We start from the raw sequence: 24,216 nt of genomic DNA, 5'->3' as shown, positions 1-24,216 counted from the left end.
TCAGCCCCCGCCAACGGCGGGTTTGCTGGAGATCCCACATCCCTGTGGGTCGGAGCAGGAGTGAACTCCCGCTCGAATACTTTACATTTTCGGCATGCCGCCGCCGGGCAACATACCGCCCATGCCGCGCATCATCTTGGCCATTCCGCCCTTGGCGGAGAATTTCTTCATCATCTTCTGCATCTGCTTGTGCTGCTTGATCAAGCGCCCGATGTCCTGCACCTGGGTGCCGGAACCCATGGCGATCCGACGCTTGCGCGAACCGCTGATCAGCTCAGGGTCGCGGCGCTCGGCCGGGGTCATGGAGTTGATGATGGCTTCCATCTGCTTGAACTGCTTCTCTGCCGCGCCCTGGGCATTGCCCATTTGCGCCAGGTTCACGCCGCCGATGTTCGGCAGCTTGTCCATCAGGCCGCCGAGGCCGCCCATGTTCTTCATTTGTTGCAGCTGGTCGCGGAAGTCTTCGAGGTCGAAGCCTTTGCCCTTCTTCAACTTTTTCGCAAGCTTATCGGCTTTGTCCTTGTCGAGCGTCGCTTCGGCCTGCTCGATCAGGCTGAGCACGTCACCCATGCCGAGGATACGCGAGGCGATACGCTCAGGGTGGAACGGCTCGAGCGCTTCGCTCTTCTCGCCCATACCGATGAACTTGATCGGCTTGCCGGTGATGGCACGCACCGACAGCGCGGCACCGCCACGGGCGTCGCCGTCGACCTTGGTGAGGATCACGCCGGTCAGCGGCAGCGCGTCGCCGAAGGCCTTGGCGGTGTTGGCCGCATCCTGGCCGGTCATGGCATCGACCACGAACAGCGTCTCGACCGGGTTGATCGCGGCATGCAGCGCCTTGATCTCGCCCATCATCTCTTCATCGATGTGCAGGCGACCGGCGGTATCGACGATGACCACGTCGATGAACTTGAGCCTTGCTTCTTTAATAGCAGCGTTGGCGATGTCGACCGGCTTCTGGCTCAGGTCGGACGGGAAGAAGGTCACGCCCACTTCGCCCGCGAGCATTTCCAGCTGCTTGATGGCCGCCGGACGGTACACGTCGGCCGACACCACCATCACGGACTTCTTCTTGCGCTCTTTAAGGAAGCGCGCCAGCTTGCCGGCGGTGGTGGTCTTGCCCGCACCTTGCAGACCGGCCATCAGCACGACGGCCGGTGGCACGGCACTGAGGTTCAAATCTTCGTTGGCCGCGCCCATCAGGCTTTCGAGCTCGGCCTGGACGATCTTCACAAAGGCCTGGCCCGGGGTCAGGCTGCGGGACACTTCAGTGCCGACCGCGCGCTCCTTGACCGAGTTGACGAAGTCCTTGACCACAGGCAAGGCGACGTCGGCTTCCAGCAACGCCATGCGCACTTCGCGCAGGGTGTCTTTAATATTGTCCTCGGTCAGCTTGGCCTTGCCGGTTACATGGCGCAGCGTCTGCGAGAGACGGTCAGTCAGGTTTTCAAACATGCGCGATCCTTTCAGGCCCTATTCATCGAAATGCATTGGTAGACCGAGGTAATGGCGGCCCAGGCTGTGGTAAATCGCTATTAAACACAGCGTTCGGCGAGCCTGCGGCGTGGGCTGGTCGCGGATTATAGCGAAGACTGCGCCCATGCACACCCGCTGTCTGGCCCTGGAGTCTTTCGTGGAGCGCAGGTGTGTGCCAAACTCAGCGCCTTTCGGGCTTGTCTATCAGGATTTATGCTCCCCTTGTCACCCAGTTTGCTACCCAGCCTCGCCGCCGCCATCGTGTATGCCGCTGCGACCCTCTATCAGGGCTCTCGTCTGGCCCAAGGCGCCAAGGCGGACAAACGCCTGCTGGTCGGCCTTGGCGTCCTCGCCCTGCTGGCCCATGCCGCGAGCCTGTTCACCCACCTGATGACGCCGGTTGGCCTGGGCCTGGACTTCTTCAGCGCCGCCAGCCTGATCGCCGCGGCGGTGATTGCGCTGACGCTGATGGCCTGCTATCGGATTCCTGTCGAGAACCTGCTGGTCCTGCTCTTCCCATTGGGCGTGCTGACGGTGCTGCTCGCGCAGTTCGCCCCCACCGGTACGGTGCAGGTGATCGATGAGGAGCCAGGCATCCTCGCCCATATCCTGCTGTCGATCCTGGCCTACGGCATGTTCACCATCGCGGTGTTCCAGGCCTTGCTCCTGTTGTTGCAGGACCACCAGCTCAAGCACAAGCACCCTTCCGGGCTGATCAAGAACTTCCCGCCGCTGCAAACCATGGAAAGCCTGCTGTTCGGTTTCCTGTGGGCCGGCTGGACGCTGCTGTCGCTGTCGCTGATTTCCGGTTGGCTGTTCGTCGAAAACCTGTTTGCCCAACACCTGGTGCACAAGACCCTGCTGGCGTGCCTGGCCTGGGTGGTGTTCAGCGTATTGCTGTGGGGCCGCAACCGCCTTGGCTGGCGCGGGCACAAGGCGATTCGCTGGACCCTGGCCGGTTTCTGCCTGCTGATGCTGGCCTATTTCGGCAGCAAGCTGGTTCGCGAATACATCCTGCATATCTGACGGGCAGCCAAAATGGACAACTTGCCCCTGGGGCCGATGCTCGCGGTAATCGCCTTGCTGGTGTTATGGGCGGCGCTGTTTACCGCCATCGAAGCCGCACAACAACACCTGCTGGCCTTGCGCCCCGGTACGCGCCAGGGCGACAAGGCTGCCGCCCGCCTGAGTTTCCCGCGCCACAGCCTGATCCTGTGCAACAGCCTGTGCCGTGCGGCCGTGGTCATCCTCTGCACCCTGCTGGCGATTTATGCCTGGGCACAGAACGGCCCGTGGCTCGGCTGGCTGATCTCCTGCGCCGTCCTGCTGATCCTGGCCGACTACCTGCCCCGCGCCCTGGCAACCCGGCATCCGCAAGCGGTGCTGGGCTTCGGCAACACGCTGCTGGGCGTGCCATTGAAAATCCTCTATCCCGCCGCCTGGCTGCTCAATGGCATCAGCCTGTTGCTGCTGCGCCCGTTTGCCCGCAAGCCCGGCGTGGTGAAAAACAGCGACGAGCCACAGCCCGACCACGACGATGAACCGCAACCCGAGGCCGACGACAGTCGTACCCCTGGCATGCCGGGCATCCACGCCCTGGACAACATCACCGTCAATGACATCCTGGTGCCCCGCAGCGAAGTGGACGGTATCAACCTGGATGACTCGATCGAAGAAATCATCGAGCAACTGCGCACCTCCCCGCGCACTCGCCTGCCGGTGTTCCACAGTGACATCAACCAGGTCGAGGCCGTACTGAACACCCGGCTGATCCAGCATCTGCTGCCGGACGCCAGCCTGACCAAGGAAGCCTTGCTCGAGGCCTCCTACGAACCCTACTTCGTCCCGGAAAGCACGCCCCTGCAACTGCAATTGCTGAACTTCCACAAGCAGCAGCGGCGCCTGGGCATGGTGGTGGATGAATACGGCGAAGTCCTGGGTATCGTCACCCTGGAAGATATTCTCGAAGAAATCGTCGGCGAATTCGAAAACGAGCAAAGTGCGGACAACCCGCATATCGAAGCGCAGCCCGATGGCCGCTATATCATCGACGGCGCCGCGTCGATCCGCGAATTGAACAAGAGCCTGGGCTGGCACCTGCCCAGCGACGGCCCCAAGACCCTCAACGGCCTGGTCACCGAGGCCCTGGAAACCATTCCGGATTGCGCGGTGTGCCTGAAGATCGGCCGCTACCGCCTGGAAATCCTCGAGACCGAGGATAACCGCGTCAGCAAGGTGCTGATCTGGCATACCAGCCACATGCCTGTGGCCGCATGACTTCCTGATAAACCGCAATCCAGTCACTTGTTGTAATTCCAAACCCCTTCCTATAATCCCTGCGGCTTACCCAAGCCCCGCCCGACCGCGTGCTACCCGCACTCAGCGTGTCCAGGCACCGCTTTACCATGTCCGACCGGTGTTCGCTCCCATCCCGAGCCGCCCCGCGCACAACCCTGATCCAAGGGTGTTCGACCCAATAATAATCCGCGTCCAAACGCGCAATGACCGTCAGGGATACCGCCATGAGCACCACCTATAAAGAGGCCGCGACCGCCGCCCCGACCAACTCGACCGCACGTGTCGCCACCGCGAGCATCGTCGGCACCGCCATCGAGTTCTACGACTTCTATATCTATGCCACGGCTGCCGCGCTGGTGATCGGGCCGGTGTTCTTTCCGCAGACTTCCGGTACCGCGCAGATGCTGGCGTCGTTCCTGACCTTCGGTATCGCCTTTATCGCCCGCCCTCTGGGCTCGGCGCTGTTCGGCCACTTCGGCGACCGCATCGGCCGCAAGTCGACCCTGGTGGCCTCGCTGCTGCTGATGGGCGTGTGCACCACGCTGATCGGCCTGCTGCCCGGTTATGACAGCATCGGTGCCTGGGCACCTATCCTGTTGTGTGTGCTGCGCTTCGGCCAAGGCCTGGGGCTAGGCGGGGAATGGGGCGGTGCAGCGTTGCTGGCCACCGAGAACGCACCGAAAGGCAAGCGCGCCTGGTTCGGCATGTTCCCGCAACTGGGCCCATCGATCGGGTTCCTGGCGGCCAACGGCTTGTTCCTGATCCTGGCGATGAGCCTGAATGACGAGCAGTTCCGCAGTTGGGGCTGGCGCATCCCGTTCATCCTCAGCGCAGCCTTGGTGATGGTCGGCCTGTATGCGCGCCTGAAGCTGCATGAAACCCCGGTGTTCGCCAATGCCGTGGCGAAGGAAGCCCCGGTGAAAGTGCCGCTGGTGGAGCTGTTCAGCCAGCATTGGTTGCCGGTCCTGCTGGGCGCCGCGTCGATGGTGGTGTGCTACGCGCTGTTCTACATCACCACGGCCTTTTCCCTGAGCTACGGCGTTTCGACCCTGGGCTACAGCCGCGAGACGTTCCTGGGGTTGCTGTGCTTTGCAGTGCTGTTCATGGGCCTGGCCACACCGTTGGCGGCCTTGGCCAGTGATCGCTACGGGCGCAAACCGGTGCTGATCGTCGGCGCGGTCCTGGCGATTCTGTCGGGCTTCACCATGGAGCCATTGCTGACCCACGGTTCGACCTGGGCCGTAGCGCTGTTTTTGGCCCTGGAGCTGTTCCTGATGGGGGTGACCTTCGCGCCGATGGGTGCGCTGTTGCCGGAATTGTTCCCGACTCGCGTGCGTTATACCGGGGCTTCGGCGGCGTATAACCTGGGTGGGATCGTGGGTGCTTCGGCCGCACCGTTCTTCGCAACCAAGCTGGTGGCGATGGGTGGGCTGAGTTATGTCGGTGGGTATGTGTCGGCGGCGGCGTTGCTCAGCTTGATTGCGGTGCTGTGCCTGAAAGAGACGCGGGATAATGATTTGAACAGGGTTGCCGGATAAACAGCTATCGGGGCAGGCCCCCTCCCACATTCGAGTGTGGGAGGGGGCTTGCTCCCGATGCTTTTAGAGCTCTACCACAACCGCTTGGGAAGCACGGGTCGCCTTGGCACGAGCCGCTTCAATCGACTCATCCCGCGCCAACGCCACGCCCATGCGGCGCTGGCCATTCACTTCTGGCTTGCCAAACAGACGCAACGCCGTGTCCGGCTCACTCAAGGCCGCGCCGAGGTTGGCGAATGCGGTCTGGGTCGACTGCCCTTCCACCAGAATCACCGCCGAAGCCGAAGGCCCGAACTGACGGATCAACGGGATCGGCAGGCCGAGGATGGCGCGCGCATGCAGGGCAAACTGTGACAGGTCCTGGGAAATCAGGGTCACCAGGCCGGTGTCATGGGGGCGCGGCGACACTTCGCTGAACCACACCTGATCGCCTTTGATGAACAGCTCCACGCCAAACAGGCCACGACCGCCCAACGCCTCGGTCACTGCCTTGGCCACGCGCTCGGACTCGGCCAGGGCAACCGGGCTCATGGCTTGCGGCTGCCAGGATTCCTGGTAGTCGCCCTTCTCCTGACGGTGGCCGACCGGCGCGCAGAAGGTGGTGCCGCCGATGTGACGCACGGTCAGCAGGGTGATTTCGTAGTCGAAGTCGATAAAGCCTTCGATGATCACCCGGCCTTTACCGGCACGCCCGCCTTCCTGGGCGTAGTCCCAGGCTTTCTGCACGTCGTCGACGCTGCGCAGCAGGCTCTGGCCCTTGCCCGACGAGCTCATCACCGGCTTGACCACGCAGGGGAAGCCCAGGTCCTGGACGGCCTTGCTGTAGTCTTCGAAGGTGTCGGCGAAGTGGTACGGCGAGGTCGGCAGGTCCAGCTCTTCGGCGGCCAGGCGACGGATGCCCTCACGGTTCATGGTCAGCGACGTGGCGCGGGCGGTCGGGATCACCGTGAAGCCTTCGGCCTCCAGCTCCACCAGGGTGGCGGTGGCGATGGCTTCGATTTCCGGCACGATGAAGTGCGGTTTTTCCGCTTCGATCACCGCACGCAGGGCGGCACCGTCGAGCATGTTGATCACATGGCTGCGATGGGCAACCTGCATGGCCGGCGCGCTGGCGTAGCGATCCACGGCAATCACTTCAACGCCCAGGCGTTGCAGTTCAATCACCACTTCCTTGCCCAGCTCACCGCAGCCACACAGCAAAACGCGGGTCGCGGTTGGCGACAATGGAGTTCCGATTCGGGTCATCTCAGGTCCTCAGGGGAGCGGATCATGGGGAGAAAGGCCGGCATTTTACATGAACTGTAAAAATTGGCCTCAGTTGGCGACGGCCCGCTTGCGGATGCGCCAGGCCATGATCAGCCACACCACCGTGACCCCGGCGAACTTCGACGCCAAGGCAGTGCCCACCACGGCAGGGGTGAGCGCACCGATCAGGCCGAAGAAGATAAAGGTATCAAGGGGAATGCTCAGCGCCGAACTTATCCACAGGCGGTCGTGGAGCGGGCGCTTGGTGATGCTGAACACCAGCCAGTCGATGCACTCGGACACCGCGAATGCCGTGGCGCTGGCCAGGGCGATGGAGGGATCGGAGGTGATATACGACAATGCCAGCGCCGCCAGCATGGCGATGATCGCCCCATGGCCGAAGCGGGTCTGCACCATGTCGCGCAGGATAAACACCAGGCCGCCCCAAGCCGACCAGATGACGTCCAGGTGCGGGGCGGTGGAGAAGGCGAAGTTGATCAGCACGACGCTGCTGATGTAGGCGATCAGGAAGAGCATGGGGCGAGGGACCTGTGAACAAGGGGCACAGGGTACTTCACATTTGGAAATATGTCGTCTGGGCGGACCTCATCGGGGGCAAGCCCCCTCCCACACTTAACCGCGTTTAATCTGTAGGAATGCGGTCAAAATGTGGGAGGGGGCTTGCCCCCGATGGCGATCCATCAGGCTCCGGATTTACCAGAAGCCATAAACACCAACCCACCCGCCACCGCCCGCTCATGACACAAACCCAACACCACCCGGCGCTCGGCGTTGTCCATGCGGCTCCAACGCGTAATCTCATCCACGGTGCGCTGGCAGCCGGTGCAGATATCGTCATCATCCAGCGCACAAATACTCACGCAGGGCGAGGCAACAGGTCGTTCAACTGCACTCATTCTTCCTGCTCTGCCAGATCCCGCGCGTAACGCTGGGCGTTATGCACATAGTGCGCAGCGCTGGCTTCCAGCATCCGCTTCTGTGCGTCGGTCAATTCACGCACCACTTTGCCCGGCGAGCCCATCACCAGGGAACCATCGGGGATTTCCTTGCCTTCACCGATCAACGAGTTGGCGCCGATGATGCAGTGCTTGCCGATCTTGGCGCCGTTGAGGATCACCGCATTGATACCGATCAGGCTGTAATCGTCGACCGTGCAGCCATGCAGCATGGCGTTATGGCCGATGGTCACGCCGGTGCCCAGGGTCAGCGGGTAGCCCATGTCGGTGTGCATCACGCTGCCGTCCTGCACGTTGCTGTTCTTGCCGATCAGGATCAGCTCGTTGTCGCCACGCAGCACCGCGTTGAACCAGACATTGGCGCCCTCCTCCAGCTTGACCTTGCCCACCAGCGTGGCATTCGGCGCCACCCAGCTGTGCGGATGGGTCTCGACGCGGGCATCGCCCAGACGGTATTTCATGCTGTTCCCTCACGGCTGGCCGTTCAAACGACGGCTTAGGTATTGATGAAGCTCTTGGGCGGCTGGTGCAGGCTGATCTGGGCGTCGTCATAAAGCAGGTTGATCAACTCGACGATCATGATTGCCGTCAGGCCCCAGATCTTGTATTCGCCGAAGCGATAACTGGGCACGTACCAACTGCGGCCCTGGTAATCGATGCGGTGGGTATGTTCGCGCGGGTCCTGTCGGAAAAAATCCAAAGGCACGCTGAAGACGGCGGCAATCTCGGCATCGTTGGCCAGGTATTCGACATAGTCGGGGATCACCCCCACATAGGGCGTGACCCGGATGCCGTGCAGGGAGATCAACGGACTCAGCGGGCCGATGACCTCCACCAGGCCGGGGGGCAGGCCGATTTCTTCTTCGGCTTCACGCAGGGCGGTGAAGATCAGGTCCGGGTCTTCGGGGTCGCGGCGCCCGCCGGGAAAGGCCACTTCGCCACCATGGGTCGACAGGCCGCTGGCGCGCAGGGTCAGGATCAGCTCAGGTTCGTCACTGCGGGTAATCGGCACCAGCACCGCGGCCTCGGGGAAACGCCCGTCGGTTTCCAGCGTGTGGGGGGTGTGATTGCTTACCCGGCGAAGTAGCTCGTCCAGCATGAGTCATCTCGGTCTGTTGGCTACCTTGCATCATGCACCAAAGCCGCCGGGCGCCCAACCCCAAAACCCGGAGCATGTCGCTAAACGACAACTTGCAGGGCCCTGCCAGCCAAGCCAAGATAGACGCACTTTCCAGGAACCCCAGCATGAATTTCTGCAGCCAGTGCGGTAAACCGGTTACCCAGCGCATTCCCGAAGGCGACGCCCGCCTGCGTTTTGTGTGTGATCACTGCTCGACCATTCACTATCAGAACCCCAATATCGTCGCCGGCACCCTGCCGGTATGGGGCGATAAAGTGCTGCTGTGCCGCCGCGCCATCGAGCCGCGCCTGGGTTACTGGACCCTGCCCGCAGGCTTCATGGAGAACGGCGAGACCGTGGAACAGGCCGCCATGCGCGAAACCCTGGAAGAGGCCTGCGCCCGGGTGCGCAACCTGAGCCTCTATACCCTGATCGATGTGCCGCACATCAGCCAGGTGCATATCTTCTACCGCGCCGAACTGGTCGACCTGGACTTCGCCGCAGGCCCCGAAAGCCTCGAAGTGCAGCTGTTCGACGAGGCGGACATCCCTTGGTCCGAGCTGGCTTTCCGCACGGTCGGGCGTACCCTAGAATACTTTTTCGCTGACCGCCGCCAGCAGTCGTTCCCGGTGCGCAGCGAAGCCGTGCCACCTCTTTCCAAGCCCGCCCAATAACCATTCGGCAGCTCGTCGCCACAGGGATACCGTTTTAATGCGTTGGTTGCTTGCTCTGATCTGCCTGTCGTTCGCCACGCTTTCGCCGGCCTCTACCGTGGAAACCCTGGGCGGCAAGACGGTCGAAAAAGTCCTGGTGCTCAAGTCCGCCCACCAATTGCAGTTGATCAACGACGGCAAGCCCCTCAAGACCTATCGGATTTCCCTGGGCAAGAACCCCAAGGGCCACAAGCTGATCGAGGGCGACCGCCGCACGCCGGAAGGCCTGTACTGGATCGACTGGCGCAAGACCAGCGACCGCTACTACCTGTCCATGCACATCTCCTACCCGAATATCAGCGATGCCGCCCGCGCCCGCCGCGAAGGGGTGAAGCCCGGCAGCATGATCATGATCCACGGCACGCCCGACACCGAAGAGTACCCGGAGCAGTGGTTCCACACCCTGGACTGGACCGACGGCTGCATCGGCATGCGCAACGTCGACATGCGCGAAGTCTGGAACCTGGTCAAGGACGGCACGCTGATCGAGATCCGCCCGTAAATCTTCGACCGTTCGTAATTTAATTAAAAATATTTCCCTCCCCCTCCCACGCCTGCCGGTGAATACCAGTTCACCGCGCAGGCTGCGCATTTCTGCGCGCGATAAAGACCTCTCTAATACCACTTGATACCAGGCACCATTAAGGCGCCCTGAAACCGGTACTTGCACCGTTTTAGCGGCATTGACATGGTATTTAAGTGGTATTAGCTTCCGGCCAATACCGGGCGACAACACTCCAATAACCGCATCGGAAACTTCATAGATGAACCCCATCCTGACGCTGCGTCCCGACGACAAGCAATCCACGCCGCTGTACCTGCAATTGGCCCGCAACCTCGAAGCGGCGATCCATGCCGGCCAGTGGAAATCCGAACAGGCCCTGCCCTCGGAGCGCGCCCTCAGCGAACAGCTGAGCATTTCGCGGGTCACCGCCCGTAAAGCGTTGGAAGTGTTATTCGCCCAAGGCCTGATCCGCCGCAGCCAGGGCTCCGGCACCTTTATCACGCCACGCCTGGAACAGCCGCTGTCGCGCTTGTCGGGGTTCAGCGAGATGTTGCGCCTCAAGGGCTTTGTGCCCAGCTCCCAATGGCTCGAGCGCGAGATCACCCCGCCGACCCACGAAGAACTGATCCGCCTGTGCCTGTCGCCGACCGACAAGGTGGCGCGTCTCAAACGCCTGCGTAAGGCCGATGACACCGTGATGGCCATCGAGATGACCGCCATGCCCGCCTCGGTACTGCCGCAGCCGCAAGCCATCGGCCATTCGCTGTACGAATACCTGGAAGGCATCGGCAAACCCATCGTTCGCGCCCTGCAACACATCCAGGCGATCAACGCCTCGGACGAATTCGCCAGGCTGGTGGGCATCGCCCCCGGCACCGCCATGCTGCTGATGACCCGGGTCGGCTACACCGCCGACAACACGCCGATCGAAATCACCGACACCTACTGCCGCAACGACTACTACGACTTTGTCGCAGAGCTTCGCCGTTATGACTTTGCCGCCGAGTTGCGGCCTTAGAGAACTGCCCATGTCCGAAGACAATATCCTCACGCCCCACGGCTGGATGCGCGGCCGCCTGGTGCACCAGCACGGCAAGGTCATCGCCATCGAGGGCGAACCTTGCGACCCGGCTGAAAACGACCTGCCCTACCTGCTGCCGGGTTTTATCGACCTGCACGTCCACGGCGGCGGCGGTAAAGACATCATGGAAGGCGCCGACGCTTTCGAGACCATCACCCGCACCCATGTGCGTTTTGGTACGACGTCGCTGTTGGCCACCACCATGACCGCGCCGGTGGATGAAATCTCCAGCGTGCTCGGCCAACTCGGGCGCTTCTGCGAGCAGCGTCCTACGGGCAGCGCCCGGGTACTCGGCGTGCACCTGGAAGGCCCCTACATCAACCCGGGAAAACTCGGCGCGCAACCCAACTTCGCCCACACCGCCTTGATGGCCGAAGTCGAAGCCTACCTGCGCCTGGCGCCGATCCGGGTGATCACCATCGCCCCGGAAATCGCCGGCCACGACGCCCTGATCCGCGCCCTCAGCGAACGCGGCGTGCGCATGCAGATCGGCCACACCCTGGGCAGCTATGAAGAAGGCGTCGCCGCCCTCGCCGCCGGCGCCACCAGCTTCACCCATTTGTACAACGCCATGAGTCCGTTGCATCACCGCGAACCCGGCATCGTCGGCGCGGCACTGGCCCACGCCAAGTACGCCGAGCTGATCCCGGATCTGCTCCACGTGCACCCCGGCGCCATGCGCGTGGCCCTGCGCGCGATCCCGTGCCTGTACTGCGTCACCGATTCCACCGCCGCCGCCGGCATGCCCGACGGCGAGTACAAGCTGGGCAGCCACACCGTGACCAAATGCCTGGGCGGCGTGCGCCTGGCCGACGGCACCCTGGCCGGCAGCACCCTGACCATGGATCAGGCGCTGCGCAACCTGGTGAAGATCGGCCTGCCCATCAGCGAAGCCTCACAACGCCTGTCGCAATTTCCGGCGGACTACCTGGGCCTGGAACAACGCGGTCGCCTGCAACCCGGCAGCTTTGCCGACTGCGTGCGCCTGGACCGCTCCCTGCACCTCACCGACGTCATGGTCGAAGGAGAAACCATTGTCTTCAAAAATGCTTGAAGAGGCCTTGGCCTCCGGTGACGCCGTCGCGGCGCAACTGCAACGCCTGGGCCCACGGCTGGAAGAAGTCGCCGGCCGCCTGCGCCGCCAGCCGCCGCAAGTGGCGATGACCATTGCGCGGGGCAGCTCGGACCACGCCGCCAGCTACTTCGCCTACCTGGCCATGCAGCATGTCGGCATCCCGGTGGCGTCGTTGCCGATGTCGGTGGTGACCTTGTTGCAAGCACCCATGAAAGTCAGCGGCCAGGTAGCGTTCGGTTTCTCCCAGTCGGGGCAGAGCCCGGACCTGGTCAACAGCCTGCGCCTGTTGCGCAAGCGTGGCGCCTTGAGCATCTCGCTGGTCAACGCCGAAGACTCGCCGCTGGAAGCCGCCTGCGAATTCCATGTGCCCCTGTGCGCCGGGCCGGAACTCAGCGTGGCCGCGACCAAGAGCTTTATCGCCACCCTCAGCGCCAGCGCGCTGTTGATCGGCCACTGGAACCAGGAGCCCGACTTGCTGCAAGCCTGCCAGGCCCTGCCCGAAGGCCTGCGTGAAGCCGCCAGGCAGGACTGGACCCACGCAATCGAGGCGCTGCGCGGCTGCCAGCAACTCATGGTGATCGGCCGGGGCGCCGGTTTTGCCATCGCCCAGGAAGCGGCGCTCAAGCTCAAGGAAACCTCGGCGATCCAGGCCGAAGCCTTCAGCAGCGCCGAGGTGCGCCACGGGCCGATGGCCTTGATCGGCGCGGACTACCCGCTGCTGGTCTTCGCACCACGGGGTGCCGAGCAAGCCGGCCTGTTGAGCCTGGCCGCCGATATGCGCCAACGCGGTGCCCGCGTGCTGCTCGCAGCACCGGACGATATCGCCGAACGCGACTTGACCCTGAGCCGCGCCGAACACCCGAGCCTGGACCCGATCCTGGCGATCCAGAGTTTCTATGTCATGGCGGCCGGCCTGTCCGTCGCCCGAGGCCTGGACCCGGACCAGCCGCGCCACCTGAGCAAAGTTACCCGCACTCACTGAGTCGCGCTTTCCTGATGAGTACCGTGCCCATGCCCAACAACAATAATGAACTGACCCTCAACGCCCCCCTCAGCGGGCCGTTACTGGCCCTGGGCAACGTGCCTGACGACGTGTTCGCCAGCGGCGCCCTGGGCGACGGCATGGCTATCGACCCGCTCAACGATTGCCTGCATGCGCCGTGCGATGGTGTGGTCATCCATGTCGCCCGCACCGGCCACGCCTTGACGATACGCGCCGACAACGGCGCCGAAGTGTTGCTGCACATCGGCATCGACACGGTCGAATTGAACGGCGAAGGGTTTGCCCTGCTGGTCAAGGACGGCGCCCGGGTCAGCAATGGGCAGGCGCTGGTGCGCTTTGACCTGGACCGTATCGCCCGCCAGTGCAAAAGCCTGGTCAGCCTGATCATCCTCACCAATGGCGAACACTTTGAACTGCGCCCGCTGGCCGCGAAAACCGTCAGGCTGGGCGACCCCCTGGTGCAGGTTGTGCCGCGTGCGAACGCAGCGCAGCAAGCGGCGGTGGATAACGCCGTCGCCGAAGCCAGCGCCAGCGTGCGCGTGACTCACCGTGGCGGCCTGCACGCGCGGCCGGCGGCGTTGATCCGCAAGACCGCCCAGGGTTTCAGCAGCCAGGCGCAGGTGCACTTCGGCGCCAGGTCGGCCGCCTGCGACAGCCTGATCGGCCTGATGGGGCTGGGCATTGGCGAAGGCGACGAGGTGCGCGTGAGCTGTCGCGGCAAGGACGCCGAGGCCGCGCTGCAGGCGCTGGTCGCGGCCTTGTCCGCCGCCGTCAAGGCAGAACACCACGCACCGGTCGTCGCCATGCCGCGCCGGGCAACGACGGAAGTTGATGTGTTGCAGGGCGTGTGCGCGGCACCGGGCCTGGTCTGCGGGCCGTTGTTTCGGCTGGCCGGTATCGAGTTGCCGTCGGACCCCGGCCATCACGTCACTGACGAACAACTGCAACGCCTGGACGCAGCCCTGGAGCAGGTGCGCGGTGAAATCCGCAGCACCCTGGACCAGGCGCGCCAACGCAAGGCCGTCGAAGAAGAAGAGATCTTCGCCGCCCACCTGGCCCTGCTCGAAGACCCCGCCCTGCTGGAAGCCGCCGCCGACGCCATCGAACACGGCAGCGCCGCGACCCACGCCTGGCGCGATGCGATCCAGGCGCAGTGCGCGGTATTGCTGGCCCTGGGCAAGCCGCTGTTCGCCGAACGCGCCAACGACCTGCGCGACCTGCAGCAACGGGTCCTGCGCGCACTGTTGGGTGAAGCCTGGCATTTCGAATTGCCTGCGGGAGCGATTGTCAGCGCCCATGAACTGACTCCTTCGGATTTGCTGCACCTGAGTGCGCAACAGGCTGCCGGGATCTGCATGGCCGAAGGCGGCGCCACGTCCCATGTCGCCATCCTGGCGCGGGGCAAAGGCTTGCCATGTGTCGTCGCGTTGGGCGCTGAGGTACTCGATGTGCCGCACGGCCAGCGCGTGGTGCTCGACGCCGGCAACGGCCGCCTGGAACTGGCCCCCAGCGAGGCGCGTCATGCCGAAGTCCACCGGATCCGCGACGCGCAGACACTGCGTCGTCGGCAGCAACAGGCCCAGGCCCAACAACCGGCGCAAACCCGCGATGGCGTGAACATCGAAGTGGCCGCCAATGTCGCCTCCAGCGCCGAGGCCCAGGTGGCCTTTGAAAACGGCGCCGACGGCGTCGGCCTGCTGCGCACCGAGTTCCTCTTCGTCGACCGCCGCACCGCGCCGGATGAACAGGAACAATGCCACGCTTATCAAGCCGTGCTGGACGCCATGGGCGACAAGTCGGTGATCATCCGCACCATCGATGTCGGTGGCGACAAGCAGCTCGACTACCTGCCGCTGCCCGCCGAAGCCAACCCGGTGTTGGGCCTGCGCGGCATCCGCATGGCCCAGGTACGTCCAGAACTGCTCGACCAGCAACTGCGGGCGCTGCTGCAAGTCTCCCCGTTGGCGCGCTGCCGCATCCTGCTGCCGATGGTCAGCGAAGTCGACGAACTGCTGCAGATCCGCCAGCGCCTGGATGAGTTGAGTGCAGAGCTGGAACTGAGCCAACGCCCCGAGCTGGGGGTGATGATCGAAGTGCCCGCTGCGGCGCTGATGGCCGAACAATTGGCCGAGCACGCAGACTTCCTGTCCATCGGCACCAATGACCTGTCCCAGTACACCCTGGCCATGGACCGCGACCATGCGGGCCTCGCCGCGCGTGTCGATGCCCTGCACCCGGCGCTGTTGCGGCTGATCGCCCAGACCTGCGCCGGCGCGGCGAAAAACGGACGTTGGGTCGGCGTGTGCGGCGCCCTGGCGTCCGACCCGTTGGCCACGCCGGTGTTGATCGGCCTGGGAGTCAGCGAACTGTCGGTGAGCCCGCCGCAGATCGCAGAAATCAAGGACCGCGTCCGTCACCTGGACGCGGCGCAATGCCGGCAACTGAGCCTTGGCCTGCTTGACCTGAGCAGCGCCAGGGCGGTTCGCCAAGCCTGTCAACACCACTGGCCGCTGAGCTGACAACAACAAGAAAAAGGAGACCCGCCATGCACCAATTATTCATCGAAGGCCTGCAACGCCTGGGCCGCGCGCTGATGCTGCCCATCGCCATCCTGCCGATTGCCGGCCTGCTGCTGCGATTGGGTGACACCGACCTGTTGAACATCGCGGTGATGCACGACGCCGGGCAGGCGATTTTCGCCAACCTGGCACTGATCTTCGCCATCGGCATCGCCGTGGGCTTTGCCCGTGACAATAACGGCACGGCGGGACTTGCCGGTGCGATTGGCTACCTGGTGATGATCTCCACCCTCAAGGTGATGGACAGCAGCATCAACATGGGCATGCTCGCCGGTATCGCCAGCGGCCTGATGGCCGGTGCGCTGTATAACCGCTTCAAGGACATCAAGCTGCCGGAGTACCTGGCGTTCTTCGGCGGGCGGCGGTTTGTGCCGATTGTCACCGGGTTCTCGGCGGTGGCGCTGGGGGTGATCTTCGGCCTGATCTGGCCGCCGATCCAGCACGGTATCAACAGCTTCGGCGTATTGCTGATGGAGAGCGGCAGCTTCGGCGCGTTCGTATTTGGCGTGTTCAACCGCCTGCTGATCGTCACCGGTTTGCACCATATCCTCAACAATATGGCGTGGTTTGTGTTCGGTACCTTCACCGACCCCGTCACCGGTGCCGTCGTCACCGGCGACCTGACCCGCTATTTTGCCGGCGACCCCAAAGGCGGCCAGTTCATGACCGGCATGTTCCCGGTGATGCTGTTCGGCCTGCCCGCCGCCTGCCTGGCGATGTACCGCAACGCCCTGCCGGAGCGGCGCAAAGTGATGGGCGGGATTTTCCTGTCGATGGCCCTGACGTCGTTCCTCACCGGGGTGACCGAGCCGATCGAATTCGCCTTCATGTTCCTCGCGCCGTTCCTGTACCTGATCCATGCACTGCTCACCGGCCTGTCGATGGCGGTGACCAATCTGCTGAATATCCACCTGGGCTTTACCTTCTCCGGTGGGTTTATCGACATGGTGCTGGGCTGGGGCAAATCCACCAATGGCTGGCTGGTAGTCCCGGTGGGCCTGGCATACGCGGCGATCTACTACAGCGTGTTCAGCTACTGCATCCGCCGCTTCAACCTGAAGACCCCGGGCCGTGAGGATATCCAGGTGGCACAGGCTGAAGCGATGACTGATAACCAGCGCGCCACGGCTTATATCCGGGCCTTGGGCGGTGCGGCCAATTTGCTCAGTGTGGGCGCCTGCACCACGCGCCTGCGGTTGGACATGGTCGACCGCAACAAAGCCGTGGATGCCGAGTTGAAAGCCCTGGGCGCCATGGCCGTGGTGCGGCCTGGCAATGGGGGAAGTTTGCAGGTGGTGGTCGGGCCGCTGGCGGACAGCATTGCCGATGAGATTCGGTTGGCGATACCAGGGTTTGTGGCCTCTGCACCCGTAACGGCTGCGCCTGTGGATAAGCCGGCTGCGGTGAATGTGCAGGAGGCCGAACAGTGGCTGGCCGCACTGGGCGGTCGAGGCAATGTGCGCCAGCTGGAAGCGGTGGCGATGACGCGGCTGCGGGTGGAGTTGGGTGATGATTCGGTGGTGTCCGAAGCGCAACTGACGGCGTTGGGTTGCCAGGGTGTGCGCCAGTTGGATAGCGGGGTCTGGCACCTGTTGATGGGTGACCAGGCGTCGGGGTTGGGAGAAGCATTGGAGCGCTTGGTTGGTGGTCGTGAGGTAGGCGCCGGGGTATAGAACTGCGGTGACAGTACTGGCCAATCGCGAGCAAGCCCGTTCCCACATTTTGATCGTATTGCCAAGTCGGGCACCGATCAAAATGTGGGAGCGGGCTTGCTCGCGAATGGGCCTCATCGGCGCCGAATTACTGCTGCGCAGGCACCTCGGATAAATCCAGCACTCGATCCACCATCAACTGGATCCCCTCCACCATCCGGTGAATCCCCAGCACCGCATCACGCTGCGAGCCGTCGATGCCAAACGCCAGATGGGCCGCAAGCGCCTGCACGGACGCCAGGTCCTGGGATGCATTGGCAAGCAAGGTTTCGCTGTTCAGATGGGGAAGTACGGTGAAGAGTTGGTCGGTGGGTTGAGAGGCGGATGGGGGATTTTGACTGTCTTTGATCATGGTAAACCTCTGGTGTGAAGTAAGCGCTACCAGCATCACTTGCAGTTGATGGGTGGCAGCTGTGTGCAGGCCTGCAAGACCGAGAATCACCAGTAAATCTCGGTAGACCCGAAGGTCTCCCGCACACAGCCACCATAGGATGACCATGAAAAAGCGCCGCAATTATAAAGGCGCTTGTGACTAACTGGTGAGGTTTCGGCGGGCTTGCAGTCCCGGTCGCTGAATAAGCAGCGACTGGCGAAGGTTAGTGAGGTGAGTTCCTAGGGACAACCTGAAAGGGTTGTAGGAAACATGCAGGTCGCAGTCGGGTAGATTCATTCCCACCAATCAAAAAACTACTTATCTACCTCCCTGCCAATGGCCCGCCTGCGCATGCTCAAGGTTCTTACCCCCGCATGGAGAGCGTACCTGTGAGCACAACATCCCAGACCTTTGAAGGTATCAAAGGCCACCTCAATCAGATCGGGCACCACCTGCTCCAGATCGAAAAGCCGCTGGTGCCCGAACACACACCGTCTACCGAACTGGCCTACCTGGAAAAAACCAACGGCATCCTGAAGCGTTACCGCCAGCAGTTCCTGGCCAAGAGCCGCGCGCTCTATCAGGACATCACCCAGGGCGATCTGCTCACTCGAGTCGAAGCACTCAAGTCCAGCTTGAATACCTATCTGCTGGCACTCGATCGCAACGAGCAAATCGACGGCAAGCCGCGCAAATCCTTCATGACCTTTGAAGCCGGCTACACCGCCCTGGCCAATGAAACGGCGGTCAGTACCCAGGACCGCCTGCTGCATCCGCAGCAACAGGCCATGCTTGCGCGTGTACCGCTGGGCGCCACGTTGCGCCCAGGCCTGTATGCGCTGAGCTTTCGTTACCAGGAGCGGACGGTGGAGCTGGCCGGCGCCTTTGTGCTGACTGAAACGTCCCGCCCCGTGGTCACCGACCTGAGCGCTGTGCCGGTAGGGGAAGTGATGCTGTTCACGCCTTCGCGCGGGATCGAGGCATTCGGCTCGCTGACACAACTCAATACGCACGTGCTCCAGGGCCTGGAGGATGCCGGGCAGCGACGCGACTTCATGGCACTGTTGCCCGTGCGTTATCGCGATGTGACGCCCGGTGCCATCTGGCCGCTGCAACTGACGCCGATCACCGACAAACCGCTGTTCGAACACACCTACAACGCCCTGCTCGACAAGCGCACCGAGGACATCGAGCGCGCCTTGAGCCTGGTAGACAATCCGGCCCACGAGGCCGCTGTGCTGATCGACGCCCTGGACCAGGCCATCGCGGCGGCCTTGCCGGACTTAGAAGCACGTCTGCAATGGCGCAGCCGACGCCTGCTGGAGCGTCACCTGCGCCACAGCGCACCGGACTGGTATCGCAGCGCCAGCGAACCGCGGCGGGCCGCGCTCGCCGCTCACTTGGCGAGCTATAACGTGGCGCGTCAGGATCTGCTCGACGTGCTGGGCCCGGTCGCTACCCCTGAGGCCCTGGCCCGCTATCGACTGCTTGAACGCTTGAGCGATGAGCTGGACATCCACGACCTGGCGCCGGAACACCTGCTGGTCAACACCCGGCGCTACGTCGACCCCATCGGTGAATACGAACACGACCGCAATCTGGTTGACCTGGCCCTGCGCGGGCTGCAGGCCGGTGATGCCGAGCCGGGTTCGGACTTCCTGAACAAAACCACGCTGACCTACCACGAGGCACCGCTGCCGCCGGCCTATCAGGACCTGACCCCCGCCTGGCTGGCACAGGTATTGACCACCCTGCAGCCGCGTATCGAGTTCGGTGAGTTGCAACAGCAGATGCATGCCAAGCCTGCGCTCAGCCGCGCGATCGAACAGATGCTCGACCAGCGGATCAACGCGCTGGCCTATACCGCCATGCTCCAGGGTCATCTCAGTGAAGAGGACTTTCAGTTGGTGCAGAATCTGCGCCAGGGCACCGACGCGCGCCTGAGCGCCGCCACCCTGTCACTGCATGCGGCCCAGTTGCAGGACATATGGGTATTGCGCCAAACCGACGCCAGCGGCACGGTCACCCGCCTGCTGCTGTGCACGCCCGAGGCACCACGGGAGCAGCAATTCCAGGCCTTCGACACTGAGCTTGCGTGCCAGCAGCACATCCTCGGCTGGAGCCTGGACAACGGTGAAAAACATCCGCCTGGCACCCTGACCGACTACCTGATCAAGCGGGTCGCCCTGCGTTTTCGCGCAGCGATGAAGCGGGTGTTGAGCGGCTTGAGCTTCAAGGTTCAAGACCGCGAGTACCAAGAGATCAGCTTTGGCAACGTCGGCAGCCATGCCGACTGCCTCAAGGCCATGTCCGCCCATGTGCTGGCGAGCCGCGTCGACGATTACGAGTTCAGCACCCCGAACTGGTACCGCTCCACCCACGCCGACAACCGCCGCAAGCTGTTGAAACTGGCCGAGGACAGCGAAGGCGCGTTGCTCACCTACCAGGACTTTCCGCTGTCTGACGCGCAGTTTCCCAGCTTCGCCGACTACCTGCATGAACAGGCAAAAAAACGCCTGAACCTGCTGCTGGGACGGCCTCAGAACGATGTCGACCCCGACACCGTCTGGGCATTTTCACCGCCGGCGCTGCTCGGCTCATTGACCCCGCCGCCCCTGACCTATACCCAGCTGTACCGCGACGGTTATGCCGACGGTGTGGGGTTCCTCGACGAGAAGTTCTCCCGCGCCGCCCAATTCAAAGGCCCCAAGGGGATTGACCTGAGCGCGTTGACCGCGGAAAAAGTCGCCCGCTCGGTCACCGGCACCTGGGTCGGCGCGCGCTACATCAGCGAGGTGCGGACCCGATTGCTGAATGTCGGCAGCGCGGACTATGACCTGCGGCGCAATGCAACGCTGAGCATCACCCAGCGCCAGATGCAGAACGCCGCCCTGGAGTGCCGGCTCGAGGGCCACATCGCCGGGGTCGATTGGACCTGGCTGGAACGCAGTATCGCCAGCATGGATGAAACGGCCACCGACACACGCGGCACCTACGCCATTCATCGCCTGCTGATCAATGGCGAATGGGTGATGGGCACTTTCCTCTTCAGCCATGCTGATTTTCCGACGCTGCTCTACACCCCCAACGCACCGGATGGCATCAGCTTTCGCGAGGCCAGGCAGTTCAACTACCTGTTGAAAAAGGTGCCCGGCATGGTCGCCTATTTCACCCTGCGGGTCGGCGCCCAATCCCAGGCCAACGTGCGCACCTTTCTGGAGACCGCCAAGGCGCAGTTGCCCGAGGACCTGAACAAAACCGACACCAGCCCGGCACGCTATGACGCAACCCGCGCCCAGCCGCCCCTGCTGGATCTGCGTCGGGCGCTGTACGACATGAAGCTGCAGCGCAGGATCGACGACGTTGAAGGCACCACGGCCAATCGCACCCAGATGATCACGGGCATCCTCTGGACCTGCGTGGAATGGGTCACCGCCATTGCTACCGCACCGTTTCCCATCGTCAGCCTGAGCCTGGGCATGCTGCTGGCGTTCAAGGACGGCATGCTGGCCCTGAACGCCTATCAACAAGGCGACACGAGCGCCGCCGTGGCACACCTGATCGGTTATGTACTGAACAGCGCCGGCGCGGCATTCACCGACCTGCGTCCGGCATTGGTTTCCCTTAAACAGCTGGCAACACCGGCCCTGCGCGAGGCCGCCCAGAGCGCCACCGCGGCCAGCGAGGCCCTGAAACTGGTGCATCCCCTGCAACCCCCGGCACTGGCGCCGGCAGACATGCAGGCGGTGTTGTTCGATGGCGAGTTGCTTTGGGCGAAGAACACCCCGGACCCGATCGGACGTTATTTGTTGTACCGACTCGATCCGCCTACCGGCAAACTGATCTCCACGACTCGCGTGGCCGCGCCCGATGCACAAGGCGTCTGGCGCCGCACCGGCGTCACCGGTGGCGCGCCCAAGTATGAAAAATTGCCCGACACACCGGAGCCGCTCAAGCCTTATGAGATGCCGGCAAAGTACGCCAACAAACTGGAACTGGTGCTCGACCCGGATGTGCGCACCGGGATACTGCTGCGGTCGGAGTGGGATTTCGGCTCGCAAGACGTGATCCTGGGAAGCGCCGCCATTGAACTCAAATCCCTTCGCACCGCTTACCTGCAACAGGCCGAACGCCTGGCCACCGACGCCCAGGACTTTTTCAAGACCCTTGACCCGTTGCCGGCCCGCGCCGAGCTTCCGGCCCTGGACGCCAGCACGTCGTTTGCACAACTGATCGCCAGCGATGCCTTCAGCGGTAACAAGAACCTGGTCATTGGCGCGGTGCCCGGCTCCATTGCCAGTAAACAGCTGCTGGTCACACACATGGACGCGTTGATCAGCAAGGGTTTCAAACACCTTTATATCGAGTACCTGCCCGGTGATGTGTTTCGTCCAAAACTGGAGAAGCTCAACAGCGGAAAATCCTGGCAGCACATCGAGCGGCACCTGAAGACCGTCGACAAAGCCTTTGGCTTGGCCGACAACGCCGAGTACTCCTACGTCGCCCTGGTACGCAAGGCTCAGGAAAAGGGCGTGAAGATCAAGGCCCTGGATGCCTCAACCTCGTACTTGCTGGACGACGCCCTGCAAATGGGCGACACCCCACCGACGACGCCACGCGGCAACAGCATCAGAAACTATTACTCCCACAAAGCCATTCAGGCCGATGCCCTCGACGAGCAGGATGAACGCTGGGTGGCCCTGGTGGATCATTCCCGGCTGCGTACTTTCGAGCAAACGCCTGGCCTGGCGGACCTGCAGGACGCGGTCGCACTGCGCGTGGTGGATGTGGGTACGGACCAACCCGTGGGCGTGTGGATCGACACCCCCTTGGCGGGTGAAGCGCTGGCCAGAGGCGATTACCAATTGGCCATGCGCACCCCGTACAAAGCCCCCGAACCGGCAGCATCGCCCAGTACTGCGCCTGCGGCCGCCGCGCATTACAGCGAGTACGACATTGCCGTCCCGCTCCGGGATAGCATCGTCCGACAGACCAGCACACGGCATGGCCTGGACACGCGCTACTTCCCGCAGAATCCGGAGCATCAGGAAGCCTTCAGGGCGTTTGTGGATACCCGCGCGCGCCTGAGTGCGGATGCCGACACGTACCTGGCCAGCCACGTGCCGCCAGCCCGGCCCGAGCCATCCGTCCTGGGCCTGCCGAACACCCCCGAGGCATTGCTGGAGAAAATCCGTCACAGCGAGTTTTCGGGGCTGGTGATCGGTGAAGGGCATAACGCGCAATCGAGCAAACGCTTGCTGCGCGATTACATGGGAAAGCTCAAGGACCTGGAGTTCAAGACGCTGTACGTGGAGCACCTGCTGACCGATTTGCACCAGCACGAGCTGGATATTTTTCTGCAGACCCAACGGCTGCCGGACAACCTCAAGCGCTACCTCACCCAGCTGGATCGGGGCCATATGCCGGGCTACAAAGGCAGCGATACCTATACCGAAGTGATCCAGATCGCGGCAAGGCACGGCATGCGCATTCGCGCCCTGGACTGCACCGCCAGTTACCACATCAAGGGGTTGGGGGACGCGGATGTCTCACGCAACCAGCTGTTCAGTTACTTCGCCTCCAAGGTCATCGACGCCGACCAGGCCGCACACGGGCCCCACAAGTGGGTGGCCTTCGTGGGCAGCGCGCACACCAACACCCACCTGAGCGTGCCTGGCCTCGCGGAACTCCAGGGCGCGGTCAGCCTGCATGTGCGGGACACCGCCCCGGCCCTGGCCCGGAACATTCGAGCGGGGGCCTGGGAGACCGTTTCCGAAGGCATCAGCCCTTACACCAGGGCCTTGCGCAGCGACTTGATCCTCGACGCCGGGGTTGCCGGCACCAAAGCCCCGGCGCCCTTCGTAGCGGTGGACAGGACACGCCTGAGCCGGCCCGGCCTGTTCCTGATCGAACGCCCGTCGCCCTCGCAGAACATCCTGCTGCATCGTTCGCGCACCGGGGAAATCGTGTCGACGCCGATCAAGGTCGACCACAATGGCCTGTTTTATGTCGACCGCTGGGAGCCGATGCAGGGCAAGCGGTTCAGCTACGAAAACATGTTGATCAGTGCATTGAAGGCAGAAGTCGGGTTGACCCCCGCGCCCTGAGCCATTGAGGCTTTGACACCGGATTCATGAGCACCCACAAAAAAACCCGCTGGCCAAACTGGCCCAGCGGGTTTCTTGTTTCTACAGCGGGCGGATCAGAAATCCGCCAACGACCACACTTCATAAGCCGGTGTCTCATAGGGGTGGCTGAGCTTCAACGCGGCGACCACTGCGTTGATCAACTCATCGGTCACCACCAGCTCGACCTTCCATTCTTCAACCACCTCAACCTGGCCAACCTGCCCGATAAACGGCTGGCTGCCGTCCAACGCGCGAAACTGGCCCTGGCCCAGCACTTGCCAGGCGCAGCTGTCGTAGTCGCCGATGCGCCCGCCACCAGCGGCGAAGACGGCGGCTTTCACCGTCTCCACATGGCTGTCGGGCACAAAGAAGGCAAGCTTGTACACCGCC

At 63.1% G+C, this 24,216-nt stretch carries 19 protein-coding genes; 11 read left to right on the top strand and 8 right to left on the bottom strand.

The features are described 5' to 3' along the window. Positions 1-81: 81 nt before the first annotated feature. On the bottom strand, positions 82-1,458 hold the full coding sequence (gene ffh / locus B9N88_RS18295) for a signal recognition particle protein (RefSeq protein WP_003175900.1): 1,377 nt from the start codon (positions 1,456-1,458) through the stop codon (positions 82-84). Positions 1,459-1,692: 234 nt separating this feature from the next. Between ffh and B9N88_RS18290 the strand changes: the two genes are divergently transcribed. The 3 genes from B9N88_RS18290 (at position 1,693) to B9N88_RS18280 (ending at position 5,315) form a co-directional block, all read left to right on the top strand. Beyond that, positions 1,693-2,505, top strand: a complete 813-nt coding sequence (locus B9N88_RS18290; protein ID WP_027605456.1) for a cytochrome C assembly family protein — start codon at positions 1,693-1,695, stop codon at positions 2,503-2,505. 12 nt (positions 2,506-2,517) lie between these two features. After that, positions 2,518-3,756: a transporter associated domain-containing protein gene (locus B9N88_RS18285; RefSeq protein WP_027605455.1), complete on the top strand. Its 1,239-nt coding sequence runs from the start codon at positions 2,518-2,520 to the stop codon at positions 3,754-3,756. A gap of 245 nt (positions 3,757-4,001) precedes the next feature. Continuing rightward, entirely contained in the window at positions 4,002-5,315 is a 1,314-nt protein-coding gene (locus tag B9N88_RS18280) for an MFS transporter (protein ID WP_027605454.1), read from the top strand. Between the two features lie 63 nt (positions 5,316-5,378). On the opposite strand, the gene purT is transcribed toward B9N88_RS18280, so the two are convergent. The 5 genes from purT to B9N88_RS18255 form a co-directional block, all read right to left on the bottom strand. Continuing rightward, a complete protein-coding gene (gene purT, locus B9N88_RS18275) occupies positions 5,379-6,560 on the bottom strand; it encodes a formate-dependent phosphoribosylglycinamide formyltransferase (protein WP_027605453.1) in 1,182 nt (393 codons plus the stop codon). Between the two features lie 69 nt (positions 6,561-6,629). Further along, positions 6,630-7,097 (bottom strand): VUT family protein, encoded by a 468-nt coding sequence (locus B9N88_RS18270; RefSeq protein WP_027605452.1) that lies wholly within the window; start codon positions 7,095-7,097, stop codon positions 6,630-6,632. A gap of 164 nt (positions 7,098-7,261) precedes the next feature. Beyond that, the gene (locus B9N88_RS18265; protein ID WP_027605451.1) at positions 7,262-7,477 is read right to left on the bottom strand and encodes a DUF1289 domain-containing protein; all 216 of its coding nucleotides are present in this window, start codon (positions 7,475-7,477) and stop codon (positions 7,262-7,264) included. Next, the gene (locus tag B9N88_RS18260) at positions 7,474-7,998 is read right to left on the bottom strand and encodes a gamma carbonic anhydrase family protein (RefSeq protein WP_027605450.1); all 525 of its coding nucleotides are present in this window, start codon (positions 7,996-7,998) and stop codon (positions 7,474-7,476) included. The genes B9N88_RS18265 and B9N88_RS18260 overlap by 4 nt, the downstream gene beginning before the upstream one ends. 35 nt (positions 7,999-8,033) lie before the next feature. After that, on the bottom strand, positions 8,034-8,636 hold the full coding sequence (locus tag B9N88_RS18255; protein ID WP_015885706.1) for a CoA pyrophosphatase: 603 nt from the start codon (positions 8,634-8,636) through the stop codon (positions 8,034-8,036). Between the two features lie 146 nt (positions 8,637-8,782). Between B9N88_RS18255 and B9N88_RS18250 the strand changes: the two genes are divergently transcribed. The 7 genes from B9N88_RS18250 to nagE all read left to right on the top strand — a co-directional run bounded on the left by B9N88_RS18250 (position 8,783) and on the right by nagE (position 17,286). Then, positions 8,783-9,331, top strand: a complete 549-nt coding sequence (locus tag B9N88_RS18250) for an NUDIX hydrolase (RefSeq protein WP_027605449.1) — start codon at positions 8,783-8,785, stop codon at positions 9,329-9,331. Between the two features lie 37 nt (positions 9,332-9,368). Continuing rightward, on the top strand, positions 9,369-9,872 hold the full coding sequence (locus B9N88_RS18245) for a L,D-transpeptidase family protein (protein WP_027605448.1): 504 nt from the start codon (positions 9,369-9,371) through the stop codon (positions 9,870-9,872). A 262-nt stretch (positions 9,873-10,134) separates the two neighbouring features. Beyond that, complete coding sequence (locus B9N88_RS18240) at positions 10,135-10,893, top strand: GntR family transcriptional regulator (RefSeq protein ID WP_027605447.1); 759 nt, start codon at positions 10,135-10,137, stop codon at positions 10,891-10,893. 10 nt (positions 10,894-10,903) lie between these two features. After that, a complete protein-coding gene (nagA, locus tag B9N88_RS18235) occupies positions 10,904-12,010 on the top strand; it encodes an N-acetylglucosamine-6-phosphate deacetylase (protein WP_027605446.1) in 1,107 nt (368 codons plus the stop codon). Next, positions 12,003-13,013, top strand: coding sequence for an SIS domain-containing protein (locus tag B9N88_RS18230; protein WP_043293508.1), 1,011 nt, complete (start codon positions 12,003-12,005; stop codon positions 13,011-13,013). The genes nagA and B9N88_RS18230 overlap by 8 nt, the downstream gene beginning before the upstream one ends. Positions 13,014-13,042: 29 nt before the next feature. Continuing rightward, the gene (gene ptsP / locus B9N88_RS18225; RefSeq protein WP_027605444.1) at positions 13,043-15,553 is read left to right on the top strand and encodes a phosphoenolpyruvate--protein phosphotransferase; all 2,511 of its coding nucleotides are present in this window, start codon (positions 13,043-13,045) and stop codon (positions 15,551-15,553) included. Between the two features lie 26 nt (positions 15,554-15,579). Beyond that, positions 15,580-17,286 carry an N-acetylglucosamine-specific PTS transporter subunit IIBC gene (gene nagE / locus B9N88_RS18220; RefSeq protein WP_027605443.1) on the top strand — a complete coding sequence of 569 codons (1,707 nt, stop codon included), beginning with the start codon at positions 15,580-15,582 and terminating at the stop codon, positions 17,284-17,286. A 127-nt stretch (positions 17,287-17,413) separates the two neighbouring features. On the opposite strand, the gene B9N88_RS18215 is transcribed toward nagE, so the two are convergent. Then, entirely contained in the window at positions 17,414-17,677 is a 264-nt protein-coding gene (locus B9N88_RS18215) for a DUF6124 family protein (RefSeq protein ID WP_027605442.1), read from the bottom strand. Positions 17,678-18,087: 410 nt separating this feature from the next. Here B9N88_RS18215 and B9N88_RS18210 point away from each other — a divergent pair, with 410 nt between their 5' ends. Then, positions 18,088-23,805, top strand: coding sequence for a membrane-targeted effector domain-containing toxin (locus B9N88_RS18210; RefSeq protein WP_027605441.1), 5,718 nt, complete (start codon positions 18,088-18,090; stop codon positions 23,803-23,805). Between the two features lie 95 nt (positions 23,806-23,900). Here the strand turns inward: B9N88_RS18210 and B9N88_RS18205 are convergent, their stop codons facing one another. Beyond that, the gene (locus tag B9N88_RS18205) at positions 23,901-24,212 is read right to left on the bottom strand and encodes a YqfO family protein (protein ID WP_027605440.1); all 312 of its coding nucleotides are present in this window, start codon (positions 24,210-24,212) and stop codon (positions 23,901-23,903) included. Positions 24,213-24,216 lie beyond the last annotated feature (4 nt).

Source organism: Pseudomonas sp. LAMO17WK12:I1, assembly GCF_900177315.1.
Lineage (GTDB): Bacteria > Pseudomonadota > Gammaproteobacteria > Pseudomonadales > Pseudomonadaceae > Aquipseudomonas > Aquipseudomonas marginalis.
The sequence above is the reverse complement of the archived record's forward strand: the minus strand, read 5'-3'. Positions and strand labels throughout refer to the sequence as shown.